This is a genomic window from Micromonospora sp. NPDC048842 (assembly GCF_040649935.1).
GTDB classification, from domain to species: Bacteria; Actinomycetota; Actinomycetes; order Mycobacteriales; family Micromonosporaceae; genus Micromonospora; species Micromonospora hortensis.
Map to the genome: position 1 here is coordinate 83,760 of NZ_JBEZGK010000015.1, position 15,669 is coordinate 99,428.

At 70.6% G+C, this 15,669-nt stretch carries 13 protein-coding genes; 5 read left to right on the forward strand and 8 right to left on the reverse strand.

Annotated features, from left to right (window positions below; translation table 11 throughout):
• Positions 1-183: 183 nt before the first annotated feature.
• Both AB0C19_RS21570 and AB0C19_RS21575 read right to left on the reverse strand, forming a co-directional pair.
• Positions 184-3,168, reverse strand: coding sequence for a UPF0182 family protein (locus AB0C19_RS21570; RefSeq protein ID WP_357187975.1), 2,985 nt, complete (start codon positions 3,166-3,168; stop codon positions 184-186).
• Between the two features lie 96 nt (positions 3,169-3,264).
• Entirely contained in the window at positions 3,265-4,278 is a 1,014-nt protein-coding gene (locus AB0C19_RS21575) for a PDZ domain-containing protein (protein ID WP_181518365.1), read from the reverse strand.
• Between the two features lie 115 nt (positions 4,279-4,393).
• Between AB0C19_RS21575 and AB0C19_RS21580 the strand changes: the two genes are divergently transcribed.
• The gene (locus tag AB0C19_RS21580; protein WP_357187977.1) at positions 4,394-5,701 is read left to right on the forward strand and encodes a zinc-dependent metalloprotease; all 1,308 of its coding nucleotides are present in this window, start codon (positions 4,394-4,396) and stop codon (positions 5,699-5,701) included.
• A gap of 82 nt (positions 5,702-5,783) precedes the next feature.
• Here AB0C19_RS21580 and AB0C19_RS21585 read toward each other — a convergent pair whose 3' ends face one another.
• Positions 5,784-6,392, reverse strand: coding sequence for a hypothetical protein (locus AB0C19_RS21585; protein WP_357187979.1), 609 nt, complete (start codon positions 6,390-6,392; stop codon positions 5,784-5,786).
• Positions 6,393-6,583: 191 nt separating this feature from the next.
• Complete coding sequence (locus AB0C19_RS21590; protein ID WP_357187980.1) at positions 6,584-7,117, reverse strand: M48 family metallopeptidase; 534 nt, start codon at positions 7,115-7,117, stop codon at positions 6,584-6,586.
• A gap of 513 nt (positions 7,118-7,630) precedes the next feature.
• On the opposite strand from AB0C19_RS21590, the gene AB0C19_RS21595 reads away from it, so the two are divergent.
• The 3 genes from AB0C19_RS21595 to AB0C19_RS21605 all read left to right on the forward strand — a co-directional run bounded on the left by AB0C19_RS21595 (position 7,631) and on the right by AB0C19_RS21605 (position 10,493).
• On the forward strand, positions 7,631-7,801 hold the full coding sequence (locus tag AB0C19_RS21595) for a DUF5679 domain-containing protein (protein WP_167457767.1): 171 nt from the start codon (positions 7,631-7,633) through the stop codon (positions 7,799-7,801).
• Positions 7,802-8,037: 236 nt separating this feature from the next.
• Positions 8,038-9,150 (forward strand): TOMM precursor leader peptide-binding protein, encoded by a 1,113-nt coding sequence (locus tag AB0C19_RS21600; RefSeq protein WP_357187982.1) that lies wholly within the window; start codon positions 8,038-8,040, stop codon positions 9,148-9,150.
• Positions 9,147-10,493, forward strand: coding sequence for an AarF/ABC1/UbiB kinase family protein (locus AB0C19_RS21605; RefSeq protein WP_357187984.1), 1,347 nt, complete (start codon positions 9,147-9,149; stop codon positions 10,491-10,493). Before AB0C19_RS21600 ends, AB0C19_RS21605 begins: the two co-directional genes overlap by 4 nt.
• Before the next feature lie 332 nt (positions 10,494-10,825).
• Here AB0C19_RS21605 and AB0C19_RS21610 read toward each other — a convergent pair whose 3' ends face one another.
• The 3 genes from AB0C19_RS21610 to AB0C19_RS21620 all read right to left on the reverse strand — a co-directional run bounded on the left by AB0C19_RS21610 (position 10,826) and on the right by AB0C19_RS21620 (position 13,857).
• Positions 10,826-11,191, reverse strand: coding sequence for a WhiB family transcriptional regulator (locus AB0C19_RS21610; RefSeq protein ID WP_030337583.1), 366 nt, complete (start codon positions 11,189-11,191; stop codon positions 10,826-10,828).
• Between the two features lie 130 nt (positions 11,192-11,321).
• Positions 11,322-11,570 (reverse strand): hypothetical protein, encoded by a 249-nt coding sequence (locus AB0C19_RS21615; RefSeq protein ID WP_357187987.1) that lies wholly within the window; start codon positions 11,568-11,570, stop codon positions 11,322-11,324.
• A 121-nt stretch (positions 11,571-11,691) separates the two neighbouring features.
• Entirely contained in the window at positions 11,692-13,857 is a 2,166-nt protein-coding gene (locus tag AB0C19_RS21620; protein ID WP_357187989.1) for an ATP-dependent DNA helicase UvrD2, read from the reverse strand.
• A gap of 92 nt (positions 13,858-13,949) precedes the next feature.
• Here AB0C19_RS21620 and AB0C19_RS21625 point away from each other — a divergent pair, with 92 nt between their 5' ends.
• Positions 13,950-14,192 (forward strand): mycoredoxin, encoded by a 243-nt coding sequence (locus AB0C19_RS21625; RefSeq protein ID WP_030337579.1) that lies wholly within the window; start codon positions 13,950-13,952, stop codon positions 14,190-14,192.
• On the opposite strand, the gene AB0C19_RS21630 is transcribed toward AB0C19_RS21625, so the two are convergent.
• A complete protein-coding gene (locus AB0C19_RS21630; RefSeq protein WP_357187991.1) occupies positions 14,182-15,549 on the reverse strand; it encodes an MFS transporter in 1,368 nt (455 codons plus the stop codon). The two genes, AB0C19_RS21625 and AB0C19_RS21630, sit on opposite strands and share 11 nt — an antisense overlap.
• Between the last annotated feature and the right edge of the window lie 120 nt (positions 15,550-15,669).

Genomic DNA, 15,669 nt, shown 5'->3' on the forward strand with positions numbered 1-15,669 from the left:
CCCCCTCGTCCCCACCCCGTTGCATTGAGGACGGCGGACCGGCGCCGCAGGTTGCGGGCGCGGAGGGTGCTGTCGGTGACGTGACAGATACGCACAGATCAGACAACGGCCGAGCCCCCGCCGTTCGGACCTGATGCGGTCCGAGCGACGGGGGCTCGGGGAGAAACTGCTGGCGGTGGCGGGTCAGCCTCCGGCACTCGGGCTGGCACCCGGCGCACCAGCGGCCTGCTGCGCCTGCTGGAACGCGGTGAGCGCCTCGTCGAGGGCCTTCAGCGCACGCCCGTACCGCTCGAAGTCGCCTGACGTCTGCGCGGCCCGGACCTCGGTGATCGCGGTCTGCACTCGGTCGGCGGCGGCAGCCAGGTCACCGGTCGGCGGTGGCGTGCCGGCGCTCGGGGTCGGCGTTGGCGCCGCCGTCCCCGAAGGCGTCGGAGTCGGCGTCGGCGTCGTCGGGTTGCCCCCGGTCGTCGGCGGCGGCGAAGTGCCCTGCCCGGCCTTCTTACCCTGCTCGACCAGCTGCTTGATGCCGTCGTTGATGTTGTCGGCGAGCGCCACGAAGGAGCCGCCGTCACCGTACGAGAGCAGCACCTTCTGCAACAGCGGGTACGCGTCCTGCTGGTTGCTCTTCACGTAGACCGGCTCGACGTAGAGCATCCCGTCGGCGAAGGGCAACGAGAGCAAGTTGCCGTACTGCACCTGCGCCTGGTTGCTGGAGAGCAGGTTGAGCTGCTGACGGATGTTCGCGTTGTTGGTCATCTGCTGGTGCACCTGCACCGGGCCGGAGATCCGGGTCTGATCCGGCAACTCCAGCACCTCCAGCCGGGGCTGCCCGTCGACGTACGACCCGGAGATCAGCGCGGCGAGGTTCTGCCGGCCGTTCGGGGTGACCGCCGAGGTGAGCTGGAACCGGGGGCTCTCCTGTCCGGGGAACTGGGTGAACAGGTAGTACGGAGGCTGCTTCTGACCGCTGTCCGGGGCGTCCGGCACGTTGGGCACCTGCCAGAAGTCCTGTGCGGAGTAGAAGTCACCCGGGTTCGTCACGTGGAACTTGGTGAGCAGGTTGCGCTGCACCTTGAACATGTCCGCCGGGTAGCGCAGGTGCTCGCTCAGCTCGACCGGGATCTCCGCCTTCGGCAGCACCAGGTCGCCGCCGAACGCCTTGTTCCACGCCTTGAGCACCGGGTCGGTGTCGTCGTACTCGTAGAGCTTCACAGTGCCGTCGTACGCGTCGACCGTGGCCTTCACCGAGTTGCGCATGTAGTTGACGTCTTCGCGGGCCAACTGGAAGGTGCCCCGGTTGGTCAACTCGTCGGTGGTCTCGGTCTGCAGGTTGACCTTCTCCGCGTACGGGTAGGAGGCCGCAGTGGTGTAGCCGTCCACGATCCACTGCACCCGACCGTCGACCACCGCCGGGTACGGGTCGCCGTCCAGGGTGAGGAACGGCGCGACCTTCTCCACCCGGTCGCGCGGGTTACGCACGTAGAGCAGCTTGGAGTCCTTGTTGACCGCCTCGGAGAGCAGGAAGTTCGACTCCTGCTCCTTGATGGAGTACAGCAGTCGCCGGGTGAAGGAGCCGATCTCCACGCCGCCCTCACCGGTGTAGGTGTAGGACTCGCCGCCGCCCTCACCGACCGGCCTGTCGAACTCGGCCTTCTTGTTCGGGTCGGACTGCCCGACGATGGCGTAGTCGTCGGCCGCCATCCGCTCGCCGTAGTAGATGCGCGGCTGCTTGGCCGGGATCTGCTCGGTCTGGGAGGAGCACGCCTCCTGGGTCTTCTCGCCGAGGAAGCCGGAGACGAAGAACGGCTGCCCACCGCAGACGACCTGGTTGGCCGGGGCGGCCACCAGCCCGTACCCGTGGGTGTAGACGGTGTGCCTGTTGATCCAGGTGTTCTGCTGGTCGGTCAGCTCGCCGTAGTTGATCTCCCGGACGCCGACCACGTAGTCGGAGACCTTGCCGTTCACCCCGTACCTGTCGATGTCCAGCTTCGGACCGAAGTCGTAGAAGCCACGCACCTGCTGGAGCTGGGTGTACGTCTCGCTGACCAACTGCGGGTCGAGCAGCCGCACGTTCGACACCACAGAGGTGTCGGTGGCCAGGTTCCCCGGTGGGGTGAGGTTGTTCGCCGCGTACGGGGTCGTCTCGGTGGCCCCCAACCCGAACGCCGCCCGCGTCGCGTCGATGCTGCGCTGGATGTACGGCGCTTCCTTGTCCTTGGCGCTCGGCTTGACCTCGAAGGTCTGCACCGCCCAGGGGTAGATGCCGCCGATGGCCACCGCGGACACGCCGAGCAGCGCCAGCGAGATCCCCGGCCAGACCAGGTTGCGCATCCAGGCGTTGGAGAACACGAGGATCGCGATGGCGACCACGATCGAGATGTAGGCGAGGATCTCCTTCGCCGGCAGCAACGCGTTGACATCGGCGTAGCCGGCACCGTACAACTTGGCGCCCTCGTTGTACTCCAGCAGCATGGCCCGCCGGTCCAACACGTACGCGATCGCCTTCAACAGCACGAAGACCGCGACCAGGGTGCTCAGGTGCGCGCGGGCCGCGTTGCTCATCCGGTCGCCGACGCCCTGCAGGCGGACCCCGCCGAAGAGGTAGTGCACCGCCAGCGCGCCGATCACGGCCAGCACCACAGCGGTGAAGGCGACCCCGAGCAGGTAACGCCAGAACGGCAGTTGGAAGACGTAGAAGCCGATGTCGACACCGAACTCCGGGTCCTTGATGCCGAAGTCACCGCCGTTGCGGAACAGCAGCCACTGGTTCCACCGGTTCTGCGCGGAGAGACCGGCGAAGAGCCCGACAACAGCGGCGGTCAGCGAGATCCAGGTGCCGAGACGCGGGCTGAGCACCATGCGGTAGCGCTCCAGCGTCGCCTGCTCCACCGAGTGCGGACGCAGTCGCGGGCGCAACCGGTAGGCCAGCCAGAGGTTGCCGCCGACGATCAGCGCCATGCCGAGGCCGATGGCGAGGAAGAGCACCAGCCGGGTGAGCAGGACGCCGGTGAAGACCTCGGTGTAGCGAACCTCGTCGAACCAGAGCCAGTCGGTCCACGCCTGGACACCCCAGCCGAGCAGGGTGAAGAGCACGAACACCCCGACCAGGACCGCGATGGTGACGCGCCCGCGCCGGCTCATCCTCGGGAGGGGGCTGCTGCTACGCATGACCACTGTTGGCTCCGCACGCTCGATATGATCGGCTCCGACCAGGCACCCAGAGTACGGGGTGTTCCTGAGCGTGGCGGGGCACGGTCACACCGGTCAGCAACGCGTCGGCTGACCACCCGCCCGCAACGTCTCCAGAGCGGTCATCGCCTCGTCCAACGAGCCCACCCGCAACAGCGGCAGATCGGGCTGCGGGTTGCGGACCGCCTCGGCGCAGTTGTCCGCCGGCACCAGGAAGACCTTCGCCCCGGCGCGCTTGGCGCCGACCAGCTTCTGGGCGATCCCGCCGATCGGGCCGACGGCGCCCTCGTCGTCGATGGTGCCGGTACCGGCGATGATCTGGCCGCCGGTGAGGTCGGCCGGGGTCAACTTGTCCACGATCCCCAGGGCGAACATCAGCCCGGCGCTCGGCCCACCGATGTCCCCCAGGTCGATGCCGAGCGTGAACGGGTGGGGCTGCTGCTGATCGATCTCGACACCGATCCGCGGTCGGCCGTCCTGCTCCTGACTGGTTACCGTCGCGGTGGCCGGCACGCCGTCACGGGTGTAGCCGATGGTCAACGCCGTGCCCGCCGGCTTGGCCCGGACCAGCTCGGTGACCTTCGCGGCCACCGGCACCGGCTGGCCGTCCACCGAGGTGATCACATCGCCGGCCTTCAGCGCCCCGGCCGCCGGGCCGTCCCCGGCCACCGTCTTGATCACCACCTGCACCGGAAAGCCCAACTCCCGCAGCGCGGCGGTCTCCGCGCTGGTCTGCGACGCCTTGAAGTCCTCGGCGTTGCGCTGCTCGACCTGCTCCGTCGACTCCCCCGGCGGGTAGACCAGCTCACGCGGCACCACCGCCTCGTCGTCGGAGAACCAACCAGCTATCGCCCCTCGCAACCGCACAGTGGGCTGCACCCCCACCGTTGTCAGCCGCAACTGGCCGGCCGAGGTCGAGGTCTCCCGACCGGAGACCTGGATGACCTCTTTACCGTCGGTCGTGCCGAGGGTGTTGACAGTCGGCCCCGGGCCCAGCACCACGTACGGAATCGGTACCCGGAGCACCCCGATGCTCAGCAGGGCGGTGAACAGGGCACCGAGCAGGACCGTCAGGCCACGACGTCTCATGCCGCAGAGCGTACCGACCGGCTGCGGGTCACCCGCCGGATGCGCCACGCGACTTCGCCCTCAGCGCAACGCCAGCGGCGGCTACCTGGGGCGCGGTCCGCGTACCGTAGATGTCGTGCCTGATATTCCGTTCGGTTTCGCGCTCCCGGGTGGGCAGCCACCAGACCCCAACGATCCCGCGCAGATGCAGCAGTTCATGTCGCAGTTGCAGCACCTGCTCTCCGCTCCGGGCAGTGGGCCGGTCAACTGGGACCTGGCCCGGCAGGTAGCAGCCAGCCAGCTCGCGGCCGCCGGTGACCCGGCGGTGTCGATGTACGAGCGCAACGCGGTCGAGGAGGCGCTGCGCCTCGCCGACCTGTGGTTGGAGCCCGCCTCGGCGTGGCCCTCCGGTATCCAGAACCCCGTTGCGTGGAACCGCAACGAGTGGATCTTCAAGACACTGGACGTGTGGCGCAAGCTGTGCGACCCGGTCGCCAGCCGGATGGTCGGCGCGATGGGCGACCTGGTGCCACCCGAGGCGCGCGCCCAGCTCGGCCCGATGCAGTCGATGGTGGCCTCCCTCGGTGGCGCGCTGTTCGGCGGTCAGCTGGGCCAGGCCCTCGGTTCGCTCGCCGCGGAGGTGCTCTCCGCCGGCGACATCGGGCTGCCGCTCGGCCCGGCCGGCACTGCCGCGCTGATCCCCGCCAACATCCGGGCGTACGGCGAGGGCCTGGAACTGCCCGAGGACGAGGTCCGCCTCTACGTGGCGCTGCGCGAGGCCGCCCACCAGCGGCTGTTCCAGCACGTCCCGTGGCTGCGTGGGCATGTGCTCAGCGCTGTCGAGATGTACGCCTCGGGCATCCGGGTCAACCGGGAGGCGATCGAGGAGGCGATGGGCCGGGTCGACCCGACCGACCCCGAGTCGATGCAGGCGATCGCCCTGGAGGGCATCTTCACCCCGGAGGACACCCCGGCGCAGAAGGCCTCACTGGCCCGCCTGGAGACCGCGCTCGCCCTGGTCGAGGGCTGGGTGTGCCACGTCGTCGACAGCGCCGCCAGCGACCGGCTGCCCAACGTCGTCCGGCTGGGCGAGGCGTTCCGCCGTCGCCGGGCCGCCGGCGGTCCCGCCGAGCAGACCTTCGCCGCGCTGGTCGGTCTGGAACTGCGCCCCCGCCGACTGCGCGAGGCCGCGGCGCTCTGGGCCGCGCTCACCCAGCACCGGGGCATCGAGGGCCGCGACGCCGTCTGGGGCCACCCGGACCTGCTCCCGTCGGACGACGACTTCGCCGACCCGGTCGCCTTCGCGATGAACGACATGGACCTCAGCGAGCTGGACAGCTTCGACTTCTCCGCCCCCGGCGGGGTGGAGGAGAAGGCCCCCGGCCAGTCGGATCAGCCCGGCCCGTCCGACGAGACCGACGGCGAGGGCGACACCAAGTCCTGACGTCCGCGCATCGACGGCCTGCGCCGTGGGTGCCCGCAGATCGACGGCGGGTACCCACGGCGCGTTCGGCGGTGCCGACGGTTCAGGTGGGTCGGCTCGACCCGGAGAGCAGGGCGCGGGTCGCTTCCCAACCCTCGAAGGCCGGGTCCAGCGTGGCCAGGTCGGCCGGGCCGCGCAGTCGCCGCCAGCCGGTGGTGACCGCCACGTCACCCGGGCGCGGGGCGTTGGCGCGCGCCTCGGCCGGCGTCGCCGTGTCCAGTTCCAGCGTCGGCAGCCAGTCCGGCGCGGGCAGTCGTACCGCGACCCCGAGCAGACCGGGGCCGCCGCCCTCGACCGGCGCCACGGCGACCGGCCGACTGGTGAGTGGGCGGAGCAGCTTGCCAACGGTCAGGGCGGGCAGGTCAGGCACGTCACTGACCAGCACTGCCGCCTGGTCGTACCCCTCCAGCGCGGCGAACACGGCGTTAGGCGTCGGCTCGGCCACCTCGTACACCGAAGTGCCGGGCCACACCAGCGCATCGGCCAGGGCCCGGTCAGCCGGGGTCACCGCGACAGCGACCTCCACCTCGTTGAGCGTGGCGAACAGGTCGATTACGTCTTCCGCGAGCGCCGCTCGCCACTGCGCGAGGTCGACGCCGGGCGGCGACCAGTGCACCGGCCCGAGTAACGCCACCACAACCCGTCGCGCCATCCCCCGACCCTAGCGCCCCACCCCACCCAACCACCTCACCCGGCCCGACCCACGACCCGGCGCGGGGCTCAGCGACATGATCGACTCGGTTCCATTGAAGTCGCGGTGTCCGGGAGACTCGGATAGCGCGGTATTCAGGAAGGCGAGTGGATCTCGTCGCGCGGCGTCCAGAGGCTCGGAGCGGGGGTGGATCAGGTGGGGAGCGGCGCGCAGGAGGAGGCAGCGGCGACCCCTTCGAGGTAGCCGCGGGCGCGTTCCGCCTTGGGGTAGCGACCGACCAACGCCCAGAACCGGGCGTTGTGGCTGGGCACGATGAGGTGCGCCAACTCGTGCAGCAACACGTAGTCGATCACCCATTCGGGCATCTCCTGGACGCGGTGTGAGATTCGGATGCTGCGGTCCGCCGGCGTGCAGGAGCCCCACCGACCGTTCTGGTTGGTGACCCATCGGACGCTGGCCGGCACCGCCTTCGCGGCGTATCCGGCGAGATAGAGGTCGATGAGCCGATTGGCCCGAGCCAGCAGCTCGTCGTCGGAGCGGGCGAGGCGGCCCTCCCGGGCGGCGAGCCGGGCGAGCATCCGGTCGACCCACTCGCTCTCCTCGGCACGGGAGAACTGGTCGGGGATGAGGACGACCACTCGCTCACCGTCACGGTACGCAGACACCGTGCGTCGTCGACGCTGACTGCGCCGCACCTCGACGACCGGCTTGCGCGTCCCCGCCATCACTGGCCCGCGCAGCCTCGACTACGTGTCACGAAGGCAAGCTAATGCCCACTGACCAGGGGTCCGCAAGAGTCAACCGCACGACGCGCGCCCGGAAAATGGTGATTGGTCGCCACGCGTCCCGAAAATTTCTTGACCGCAGCGTCATCGCGCCATCTCGTCACCCTTGGTGAACGCCGATGACGCCGGTGCGCGGCACGTCTCCACCGTAGGTGATCACCGCCCCGGATGCCGCCGCGGGGGCACTCGCACGGGTGGCTGTCAGGGTTTGGTCGGCGTGTCCCCGCCAAACTGACTTATCCGACCTATTTCGCCATGCACACTCTCGACGTCGACTTGCTCACAGTGTCGATGCACAGCTGACATGGAACCGCCCAGACCTGGGTAGGGTCCGCGGACCAGCGGTCACGAAGGTGGCCGCGGAGTGAGACCCAGCGCCGGCGCCCCGTGTGGCCCGCCGCCGGGCACCCCGCCGGGACGGCATTGACCGGCGGACGAGACGAGGAGGGCACCGTGGCCGACCAGGCCCAGACGACCTACAACGGTTACTGCGTGAAGTGCAAGGAGAAGCGGGACTTCGAGGGGCACGTCGAGGTCTCGAAGACCGGAATGAACATGGCCAAGGGCAAGTGTCCGGTGTGCGGCACAACAGTGAACCGCATCCTGGGCAAGGCCAAGGTCTGACCCGAACGGGTGAACGGGGGTGGGGTGGCCGGCTGGCCACCCCACCCCCGTTGCCGAATCGGGAGTTCGTGCCACTGCTGCGATGCCCTGTCGGGTGATGCCCTGTCGGGTGACCGACAACAGGCGCGAGGGGCTGTGGAAAACCTGCCAAATCCTGTGGATAGCGCTGGACAGCGGCCTGACCGCCTGTGGACAACGATCGACTGAACGCGAAGATGCGGTCACGATTCGTGACCATGAGTCGCACCGTACTGCCCCGCCCCACCCTGCTGCCCGGCCTCAACCGGCTCTGGCGAGACCGGCACACTCTCCAACTCGGCATCGGCCCTGGGCCGGCCGCCCTACTGGAGTTGGCCAACCCCCGCGCCGCCCACCTGCTCGACCTGCTCGACGGCACCCGCAGCGAGCGGACCGTGGTGACCCAGGCGGCATCCGCCCAGGTCAGTGCCGACGACGCGCGTACCCTGCTCGACACCCTGCGGGCCGCCGGCCTGTTGGTGCCCGCGCACAGCCTGCTCCCCCGCGACCTGACCGGCCCGGTCCGCGCCCGGCTCGCGGCGGAGGCCGGCGCGCTCGCCCTGGCCGCCGCCCGACTGCCCGGCACTCCCGCGCAGGTCCTGCGTAGGCGGCGCGCCGCCCGCGTCCTGCTCACCGGCGCCGGGGCGCTCGGCGGGCCGCTGACGGTGGCGTTGGCCCAGTCCGGCGTGGGGCGGGTGATTCCCCAGCTCACCGGCTCGGTACGCCCCGTCGACCTGATCGGCACTGGCATCCCCGCCGCCGAACTGGGTCGACCGCTCGCACCGGCGGTGCGGGCCGCGGTCGACCGCGTCGCACCGGGCACCGGCACCCGCCCGAGCCGCGCCCTACGGATCGACCTGGTGGTCCAGCTCGGCACGGACCGGCCTCCCGCGCTGCTCGCCGCCGGTCTCGCCCAGCGTCGGCAGCCGCACCTGCTGGTCACACTGCGCGAGGGCGTGCCGGTGATCGGGCCGTTGGTCCGCCCACCCGCCGGGCCCTGCCTGCACTGCGTCGAGCTGCACCGAGCCGACCGCGACCCGGACTGGCCCCGGCTCGCCGCGCAACTCGCCGCCGCCGACCCGGTGGCCGCCGCAACGACCGGCACGCTGCTCGTCGCCTGCGGGTACGCCCTGGCCGAGGCGCTGGCGCAGCTGGACGGCGGCCAGCCGGAGACGCTGGGCAGTGCCATGGAGATCACCGGTGCGGGCCGTTTTCGTCGTCGGGGTTGGCCGCCACACCCGGCGTGTGGGTGCTCGGGAGGCCGAGTGTCCGCACCAGCCCAGCCGCAGAGCAGCAGCGGGGCCCTCCGGTCGGTAACAATGACCGGGTGACCGACATCCCGCGCCGCGCCGTGTCCCGCACCGCCAAGCTCGCCGCCCTGCCGCTCGGCTTCGCCGGCCGGACCGTTCTGGGGATGGGAAAGCGCGTCACCGGGCTGGCCTCCGACGTGATCTCCGCGGAGATTCAGCAGCGCACCGCCGAACAGTTGTTCAGCGTGCTGGGCCAGCTCAAGGGCGGGGCGATGAAGTTCGGTCAGGCACTGTCGGTCTTCGAGGCCGCGTTGCCGGAGGAGATCGCCGCGCCCTACCGGCAGGCGCTGACGAAGTTGCAGGAGGCGGCGCCACCGCTGCCGGTCGCCAGCGTGCACAAGGTGCTGACCGAGCAGCTCGGCCCCGACTGGCGGGACCTTTTCGTCGAGTTCAACGACGTCCCGGCCGCCGCCGCGAGCATCGGCCAGGTTCACCGGGCGCGCTGGCGCGAGCCAGGCTTCGACGAGTCGGGCGAACCGAACAGCCGCGACGTGGCGGTCAAGATCCAGTATCCGGGGGCCGGCGATGCCCTGCTCGCCGACCTCAAGCAGCTCTCCCGCCTGGGCGGAATGTTCCGAGCCATCCAGCCCGGCCTGGACGTCAAGCCGCTCCTGGCCGAGCTGCGCGAACGGATCACCGAGGAGTTGGACTACGAGTTGGAGGCCGAGTCGCAGCGCACCTTCGCCGCCGCGTACGCCGACGACCCGGAGATCTTCATCCCGGAAGTGATCAATGCCTCGCCCCGGGTGCTGGTCACCGAATGGGTGACGGGCACCCCGCTGGCCGACATCATCCGCGAGGGCACCGAGGAGGATCGGGACGAGGCCGGCCGGTTGATGGCCACCCTGCACCTCTCCGCGCCGCAGCGGGCCGGGCTGCTGCACGCCGACCCGCACCCGGGAAACTTTCGGCTGCTGCCCGACGGTCGACTCGGGGTGATCGACTTCGGTGCGGTGGCCCGGATGCCGGAGGGCACCCCGGAGCCGATCGGTCGTATCGCCGCGATGGCCCTGCGCGGCGATGCCGACGAGGTGGTGGCGGGGCTGCGGTCGGAGGGGTTCATCGGCTCGGCCGAGGAGATCGACGCCGAGGGGGTGCTCGACTTCCTCCGCCCCATGTTGGAGCCCATCGCGGCGGACGGCTTCCGGTTCACGCGGGCCTGGCTACGGGCCGAGGCGGGTCGACTGGCCAGTCCTCGCTCCCCCACGTACCAGCTGAGCAAGCGGCTCAACCTGCCCCCGTCGTACCTGCTGATCCACCGGGTGACGCTCGGGTCGATCGGGGTGCTCTGCCAGTTGGAGGCGAAGGCCCCCTACCGGAGCATCCTGGAGCGCTGGCTGCCCGGCTTCGCCCCGGTCGCCTGACCGTCGAGGCGTGACCACGTCGAGGCCCAGGGCGGCTGAACACATGGGGAAGGGCGGGTGCCGGTCGGCACCCGCCCTTCTGCGTGGGGTGGTACTAGAGAACACCCAGGTCGCGAGCCGCCTGGTTGCGGCCGGTCATGGCGACGGTACGGGCGGATCGGGTTGCCTCAGTGCTCGTGGTGGTACGACCGGCCTGAGGCCGGCGCATTCGAGCCCGGGTCAACGCTTCGTGGAGTAGTTGCATCTCGAAGGCTCCACTCGGAACGTTCAACATCGTTTTCTCACTCACTGCCGGTGTGCCACCGGCGTAGTTGGAACGGGTCGGGAACATGTCAGGCTGCCAGCCGGACCGCGCCACGCACCTCGGACAGCCCACTGGCCGCCAGGCGCGCCTCGGCCTCGACCCGAAGCGCGGCGTCACGGGCGACGTCCTCCTTACGCGGACGGCCACGGGGCCGCTTACGCGGGACAACCGCGCCACGCTCGAAGATCTCGCCGCCCCAGACGCCCCACGGCTCCGCTCGCTCAACGGCTCCGGCCAGGCATTCGACACGCAGCGGGCAGTCCCCGCAGAGTGACTTGGCCAGCTCGAGCTCGGTGGGCGAGTCGGAGAACCACAGGTCGGGGTCGAACTTCCGGCAGGGCAGGTTCGCCTCCATCTCGACGCTCATGTCGAGGGGGGCCAACGCCAGACTCATCTCCCGGTCACCTCTCTCTCACTTCGATCTCGTGGATCGCATTCCGACGTACTTACGGCGGGCAAAAAACTGAGGCCGCGGATCCCGGTAAGCGGGTTCCGCGGCCTCGAGGTGAGCCGGAGTCTGATGGTCAGACCGGTTTACCTCGAGGTGGAACGCCGCGGACATCCATGCGCTTCTTGGCGACCCGGATGCCATTGCCCGTGAAGCCACTGGTCCCCTCGACTCCAGCAGGCGCGACGGTCAGGATCAGCTCGGCCTGAACCTGGTGCACCTGTGGAACCGACGGTCGTGAAGCCACGAGGGCCACTCGGACAGCCGACAGCGGAGCGCAGACAGACGGCATCGCCGCCAGACGCTCATAGGTGAAGATCTTCACGGGACCCACCTCCCTCACGTTCCTCGAATCGACTGGACCGACCTCGTGAGCAGCCGGAATGGCGCCGCTCGCGTGGTGTGTTCTGAGGCTATTCCTCGCGCCGGGGCGAGGGCAAACGAATTTACGACGAGATTTCGAAAGTTTTCTCCGGGCAGACATCGTCCACCCCGGCACCGGCCACGAGGGCCAGCACCGACTCCCCGTAGAGACCCAGTTTGCGAGGGCCGATACCGGCGATGGCGATCAACTCTTCAGACCGGCCCGGTCGCCGCTCGGCCAACGCGACGAGCGTCGCGTCGGTGAAGACCACGTACGCCGGAACCTTCTGCGCACCGGCTACCCGCTGCCGCCACTCGCGCAGCCGTTCGTGCAGCTCATCGTCTATGTCGGACGGGCAGGTGGGGCAGCGGCCGAGCTTGCGGTCCGGGCCGGCGAGCAGGGTGGCGCCGCAGATCCGGCAGGAGACGATCTGGGTGCGCCGTCGCTCGGGACGGCGGGCCGGATCGGCGCCGCCGGTCGCCCGTTCCGTGCCGCCGGAGCGGTCCAGTTGGGGCAGGAACCGCGACGGCCGCCGGGCCCGTCCGCCCGGCGAGCGCGCGGCGGCGTACGACAGCCAGAGCCACTCCCGGGCGCGGGTGATCCCGACGTAGAGCAGCCGGCGCTCCTCCTCGACCTGTTCGACGGTCTTGGCGTAGATGGTGGGCAGGGTGCCCTCGGCGAGGCCGACCAGGAAGACCGCGTCCCACTCCAGCCCCTTGGCCGAGTGCAGGGACGCCAGCGTCACGCCGTCCACCGTCGGCACGTGCTGCTGGGCGGCCCGGCGCGCCAACTCCTCGGTGAAGTCGGTGAGGGTGACCGGGCGCTCCACCGAGGCGGCCTCGCCGATCGGCACCACCTCGGGGGTTGCCGCGTACTCCTCGGCGAGCTGTACCAACGCGGACAGCGCCTCCCATCGCTCGCGGGCGGCGCCGCCGGCCGGGGGCGCGTCCGGGGCCCAGCCGACGGCGCTGAGCGCCTCGACGACGGCGGCCGGCAGCGGTGTCTCCCCCGGGATCGAGCGGGTGGCCGCACGCAGCGCGACCATCGCCTGGCGCACCTCGGTCCGTTCGAAGAACCGCTCCGCGCCCTGCACGACGTACGGCACCGCGGCCTCGGTGAGCGCCTTCTCGTACGCCTCGGACTGCGCGTTGACGCGGAACAGCACGGCGATCTCCTTCGCCGGCGTGCCCGCGTCGATCAGCGAACGGCAGCGCGCGGCCACCGCGTTCGCCTCGGCCGGCTCATCCGTGAAGATCCGCAGGTCCGGCTCGGGGCCGGGTGGGCGTTGCCCGCTCAACTCCAGCCGCAGGCGCGCCTCGGTGCCGCGGGCCTGGGAGATCACCGCGTTGGCCAGCCCGACCACCTGCGGTGTGGAGCGGTAGTCGCGGACCAGCCGGACCACTGTGGCGTTGCGGTGCCGGCGGGGGAAGTCGACAAGGTACGCCGAGGTCGCCCCGGTGAACGAGTAGATCGTCTGGCTGGCGTCGCCGACCACTGTCAGGTCGTTGCGGCCGGCCAGCCAGGCGTCCAGCAACCGCTGCTGGAGTGGGTTGACGTCCTGGTACTCGTCGACCACGAAGTGCCGGTACTGGGTGCGGATCTGCTCGCCGACGTCCGGGTGCTCCTCGATGCCCCACACCGCTGCCCGCAGCATGTCCTCGAAGTCGATCACGCCGTTCGAGCGCTTGAGCTGCTCGTACGCGGTGAACACGTCGGCTACCTTCGTCGGCTCGTGCGGTGTGTCGCGCAGTGCCCGGGCCGCCGCCACCACGTAGTCCGTCGGCTCGACCAGCGACGACTTCGCCCACTCGATCTCGCCGGCCAGGTCGCGGGCGGCGGCCCGGTCGGTACGCAGGCCGACCCGGGCGGCGGCGAGGGTGACCAGTCGTACCTTGCTGTCCAGCAGCTCGGGCATGGCGCGGCCGGCCAGCAGCCGGGGCGCGAAGTACCGCACCTGGCGCAGCGCTGCGGCGTGAAATGTCCGCGCCTGGACACCGCTCGCCCCGAGCAGAGTGAGGCGGTGTCGCATCTCGGCGGCGGCGCGGGCGGTGAAGGTGACAGCGAGCACGTGCCGGGGGGAGATCTCCCCGGAGAGCGCCCGGTGGGCGATTCGGGAGGTGATCGCCCGGGTCTTGCCGGTGCCGGCGCCGGCAAGGATGCAGACCGGGCCGGCAGGTGCGGTCACGGCGGAGCGCTGCTCCGGGTCCAGCCCGGCGAGCACCTGTTCCGACCCTGAGTGAACCACCACAACCAGGAATCATCTCAGCTCCTCCCAGCGTTGCAGCGAACAGCCTCGGCTTGATCCGCAAGCCGCGGCCGGAGGAGTTGGAGGATCCGAGGATGCTGACGATGTATTCCACCCCCTGGTGCGGCTACTGCCACCGGCTGAAGTCGCAGCTCGACCGGGAGGGCATCGGGTACGAGGTGGTCGACATCGAGCAGGACCCGAAGGCCGCGGAGTTCGTGATGAGCGTCAACGGCGGCAACCAGACGGTGCCGACGCTGCGCTTCGCGGACGGCAGTGCCCTGACGAATCCCTCGATCACCCAGGTGAAGCAGCACCTGGAGACGCTCAACGCCTGATCTTCCGGTTCATTCTCGGTGTGCGGCCGCCCCACCCGGGGCGGCCGCTCGTCGTGTTCGGGAACGAATGGCCACGGTCGGTGGGTGTCGGAAGCCCGGGTCGGTCGGCGTCCTCGGCCGGACGGCGAGGTGCCGGGAGCGTCGGGCGGCGGGTGGGCGTCGGCGGGCGGGCCCCGGCCGGCGCGCTCAGGTGCCGGCCCCGCCACAGGTAGCTGCCGGCGGCCAGGGTGGCCACCCCGACCAGCGCAAACAGCAGCCGGTAGTCCAGAAACCCGACCAGCAGGGCACCCGCCCCGATGGAGACCGCCTGCGGCCCGCTGACCACCGCCTGGGTGGCTGCGGCGACCCGGCCGACCAGCGAAGGCGGCGTGCGGCGCTGGATCAGCGTGTGCAGACCCACCATCGTCAGTGGGAGCGAGACCCCGGCCAGCAGCACCGCCGCGACGCCGAGCCGCAGATCGGGGAACGCGAGCGCGAGCGCGGCCGGAGAGAAGAAGGCGACCCCGGCGGCCAGCGTACCGACCTCTCCGAGCCGGCGGACCAGCGTCGGTGAGCAGAGTCCACCGAGCAACCCACCGACGCCCTGCACTGTGACCAGCACCCCCACGAACGTGGCATCCCGGTTCAACCCCTGGTCGACGTAGGCGAAGATGAGCGACTCGCTGAAGCCCATCACCAGTGACCCGAGCCCGTAGCCGAGCAGGGCCCGTCGCAGGGCCGGTTCGCCGGCCAGGTGCCGCAGACCGGCGCCCAGTTCGGCCGGCCACCGCAGCCGTACGGCGGGTGGCAGCTGTTGCGGAGTGGGCAGCGCGGTGACCACCGCCGCCGCGGTCAGAAATCCGACCATGCCGATGCCGGCCAGCGCCCACCCCCCGAGCGCCGCGTAGAGCGCCGCGCCCACCAGCGGGCCGACCAGGCGGATCCCCTGACGTACGGTCTGCAGCACGCCGTTCGCGTCGGCCAGCAGCTCGACCGGCACCATCTCGCGGATGAGCCCACTGAGCGCCGCGCCGAGCGTGATGGACGAGAGTCCATACAGGGCGGCCACCAGATAGACGACCCAGACGTCGCCCGCGTCGCGGACGGTGAACAACGGGGCGAGCAGGGCCGCGGTCAGCACGTTCGCGGCCACGAAGAACGGTCGGCGCGGGTAGCGGTCGACGACCCAGCCGACCAGCGGCGCCAGCGTCATCGGCGCGATGACAGCGAAGATCGTGGCACCGGCCAACCCGTTCGAGCCAGTCAGATCCTTGACCCAGATGGCGAGTGCGAGCAGCAGGATCGACTCGGCGGTCATGCTGGCCAGCAGGCCGCCGAAGAGCAGGCGGAAGTCGGGTCGGCGCAGGATCGTGCGCATGGGTCCCTCCGGCGGGATGGCGTGCCCGGGTGGGCGAGGTCGACGGGGCGCCACCGCGGGTCCGTCGTCATCCGGCATTCCCGTGGTGCGATTTTCGCAAGACACGCCCTCGCCGGAACC

Excerpts from the sequence above, each read along its gene's own strand:
- AB0C19_RS21570 (WP_357187975.1), bottom strand. The coding sequence starts at position 3,168 with ATGCGTAGCAGCAGCCCCCTCCCGAGGATGAGCCGGCGCGGGCGCGTC.
- AB0C19_RS21575 (WP_181518365.1), bottom strand. The coding sequence starts at position 4,278 with ATGAGACGTCGTGGCCTGACGGTCCTGCTCGGTGCCCTGTTCACCGCC.
- AB0C19_RS21585 (WP_357187979.1), bottom strand. The coding sequence starts at position 6,392 with ATGGCGCGACGGGTTGTGGTGGCGTTACTCGGGCCGGTGCACTGGTCG.
- AB0C19_RS21590 (WP_357187980.1), bottom strand. The coding sequence starts at position 7,117 with ATGGCGGGGACGCGCAAGCCGGTCGTCGAGGTGCGGCGCAGTCAGCGT.
- AB0C19_RS21600 (WP_357187982.1), top strand. The coding sequence starts at position 8,038 with ATGAGTCGCACCGTACTGCCCCGCCCCACCCTGCTGCCCGGCCTCAAC.
- AB0C19_RS21610 (WP_030337583.1), bottom strand. The coding sequence starts at position 11,191 with ATGAGTCTGGCGTTGGCCCCCCTCGACATGAGCGTCGAGATGGAGGCG.
- AB0C19_RS21625 (WP_030337579.1), top strand. The coding sequence starts at position 13,950 with ATGCTGACGATGTATTCCACCCCCTGGTGCGGCTACTGCCACCGGCTG.
- AB0C19_RS21630 (WP_357187991.1), bottom strand. The coding sequence starts at position 15,549 with ATGCGCACGATCCTGCGCCGACCCGACTTCCGCCTGCTCTTCGGCGGC.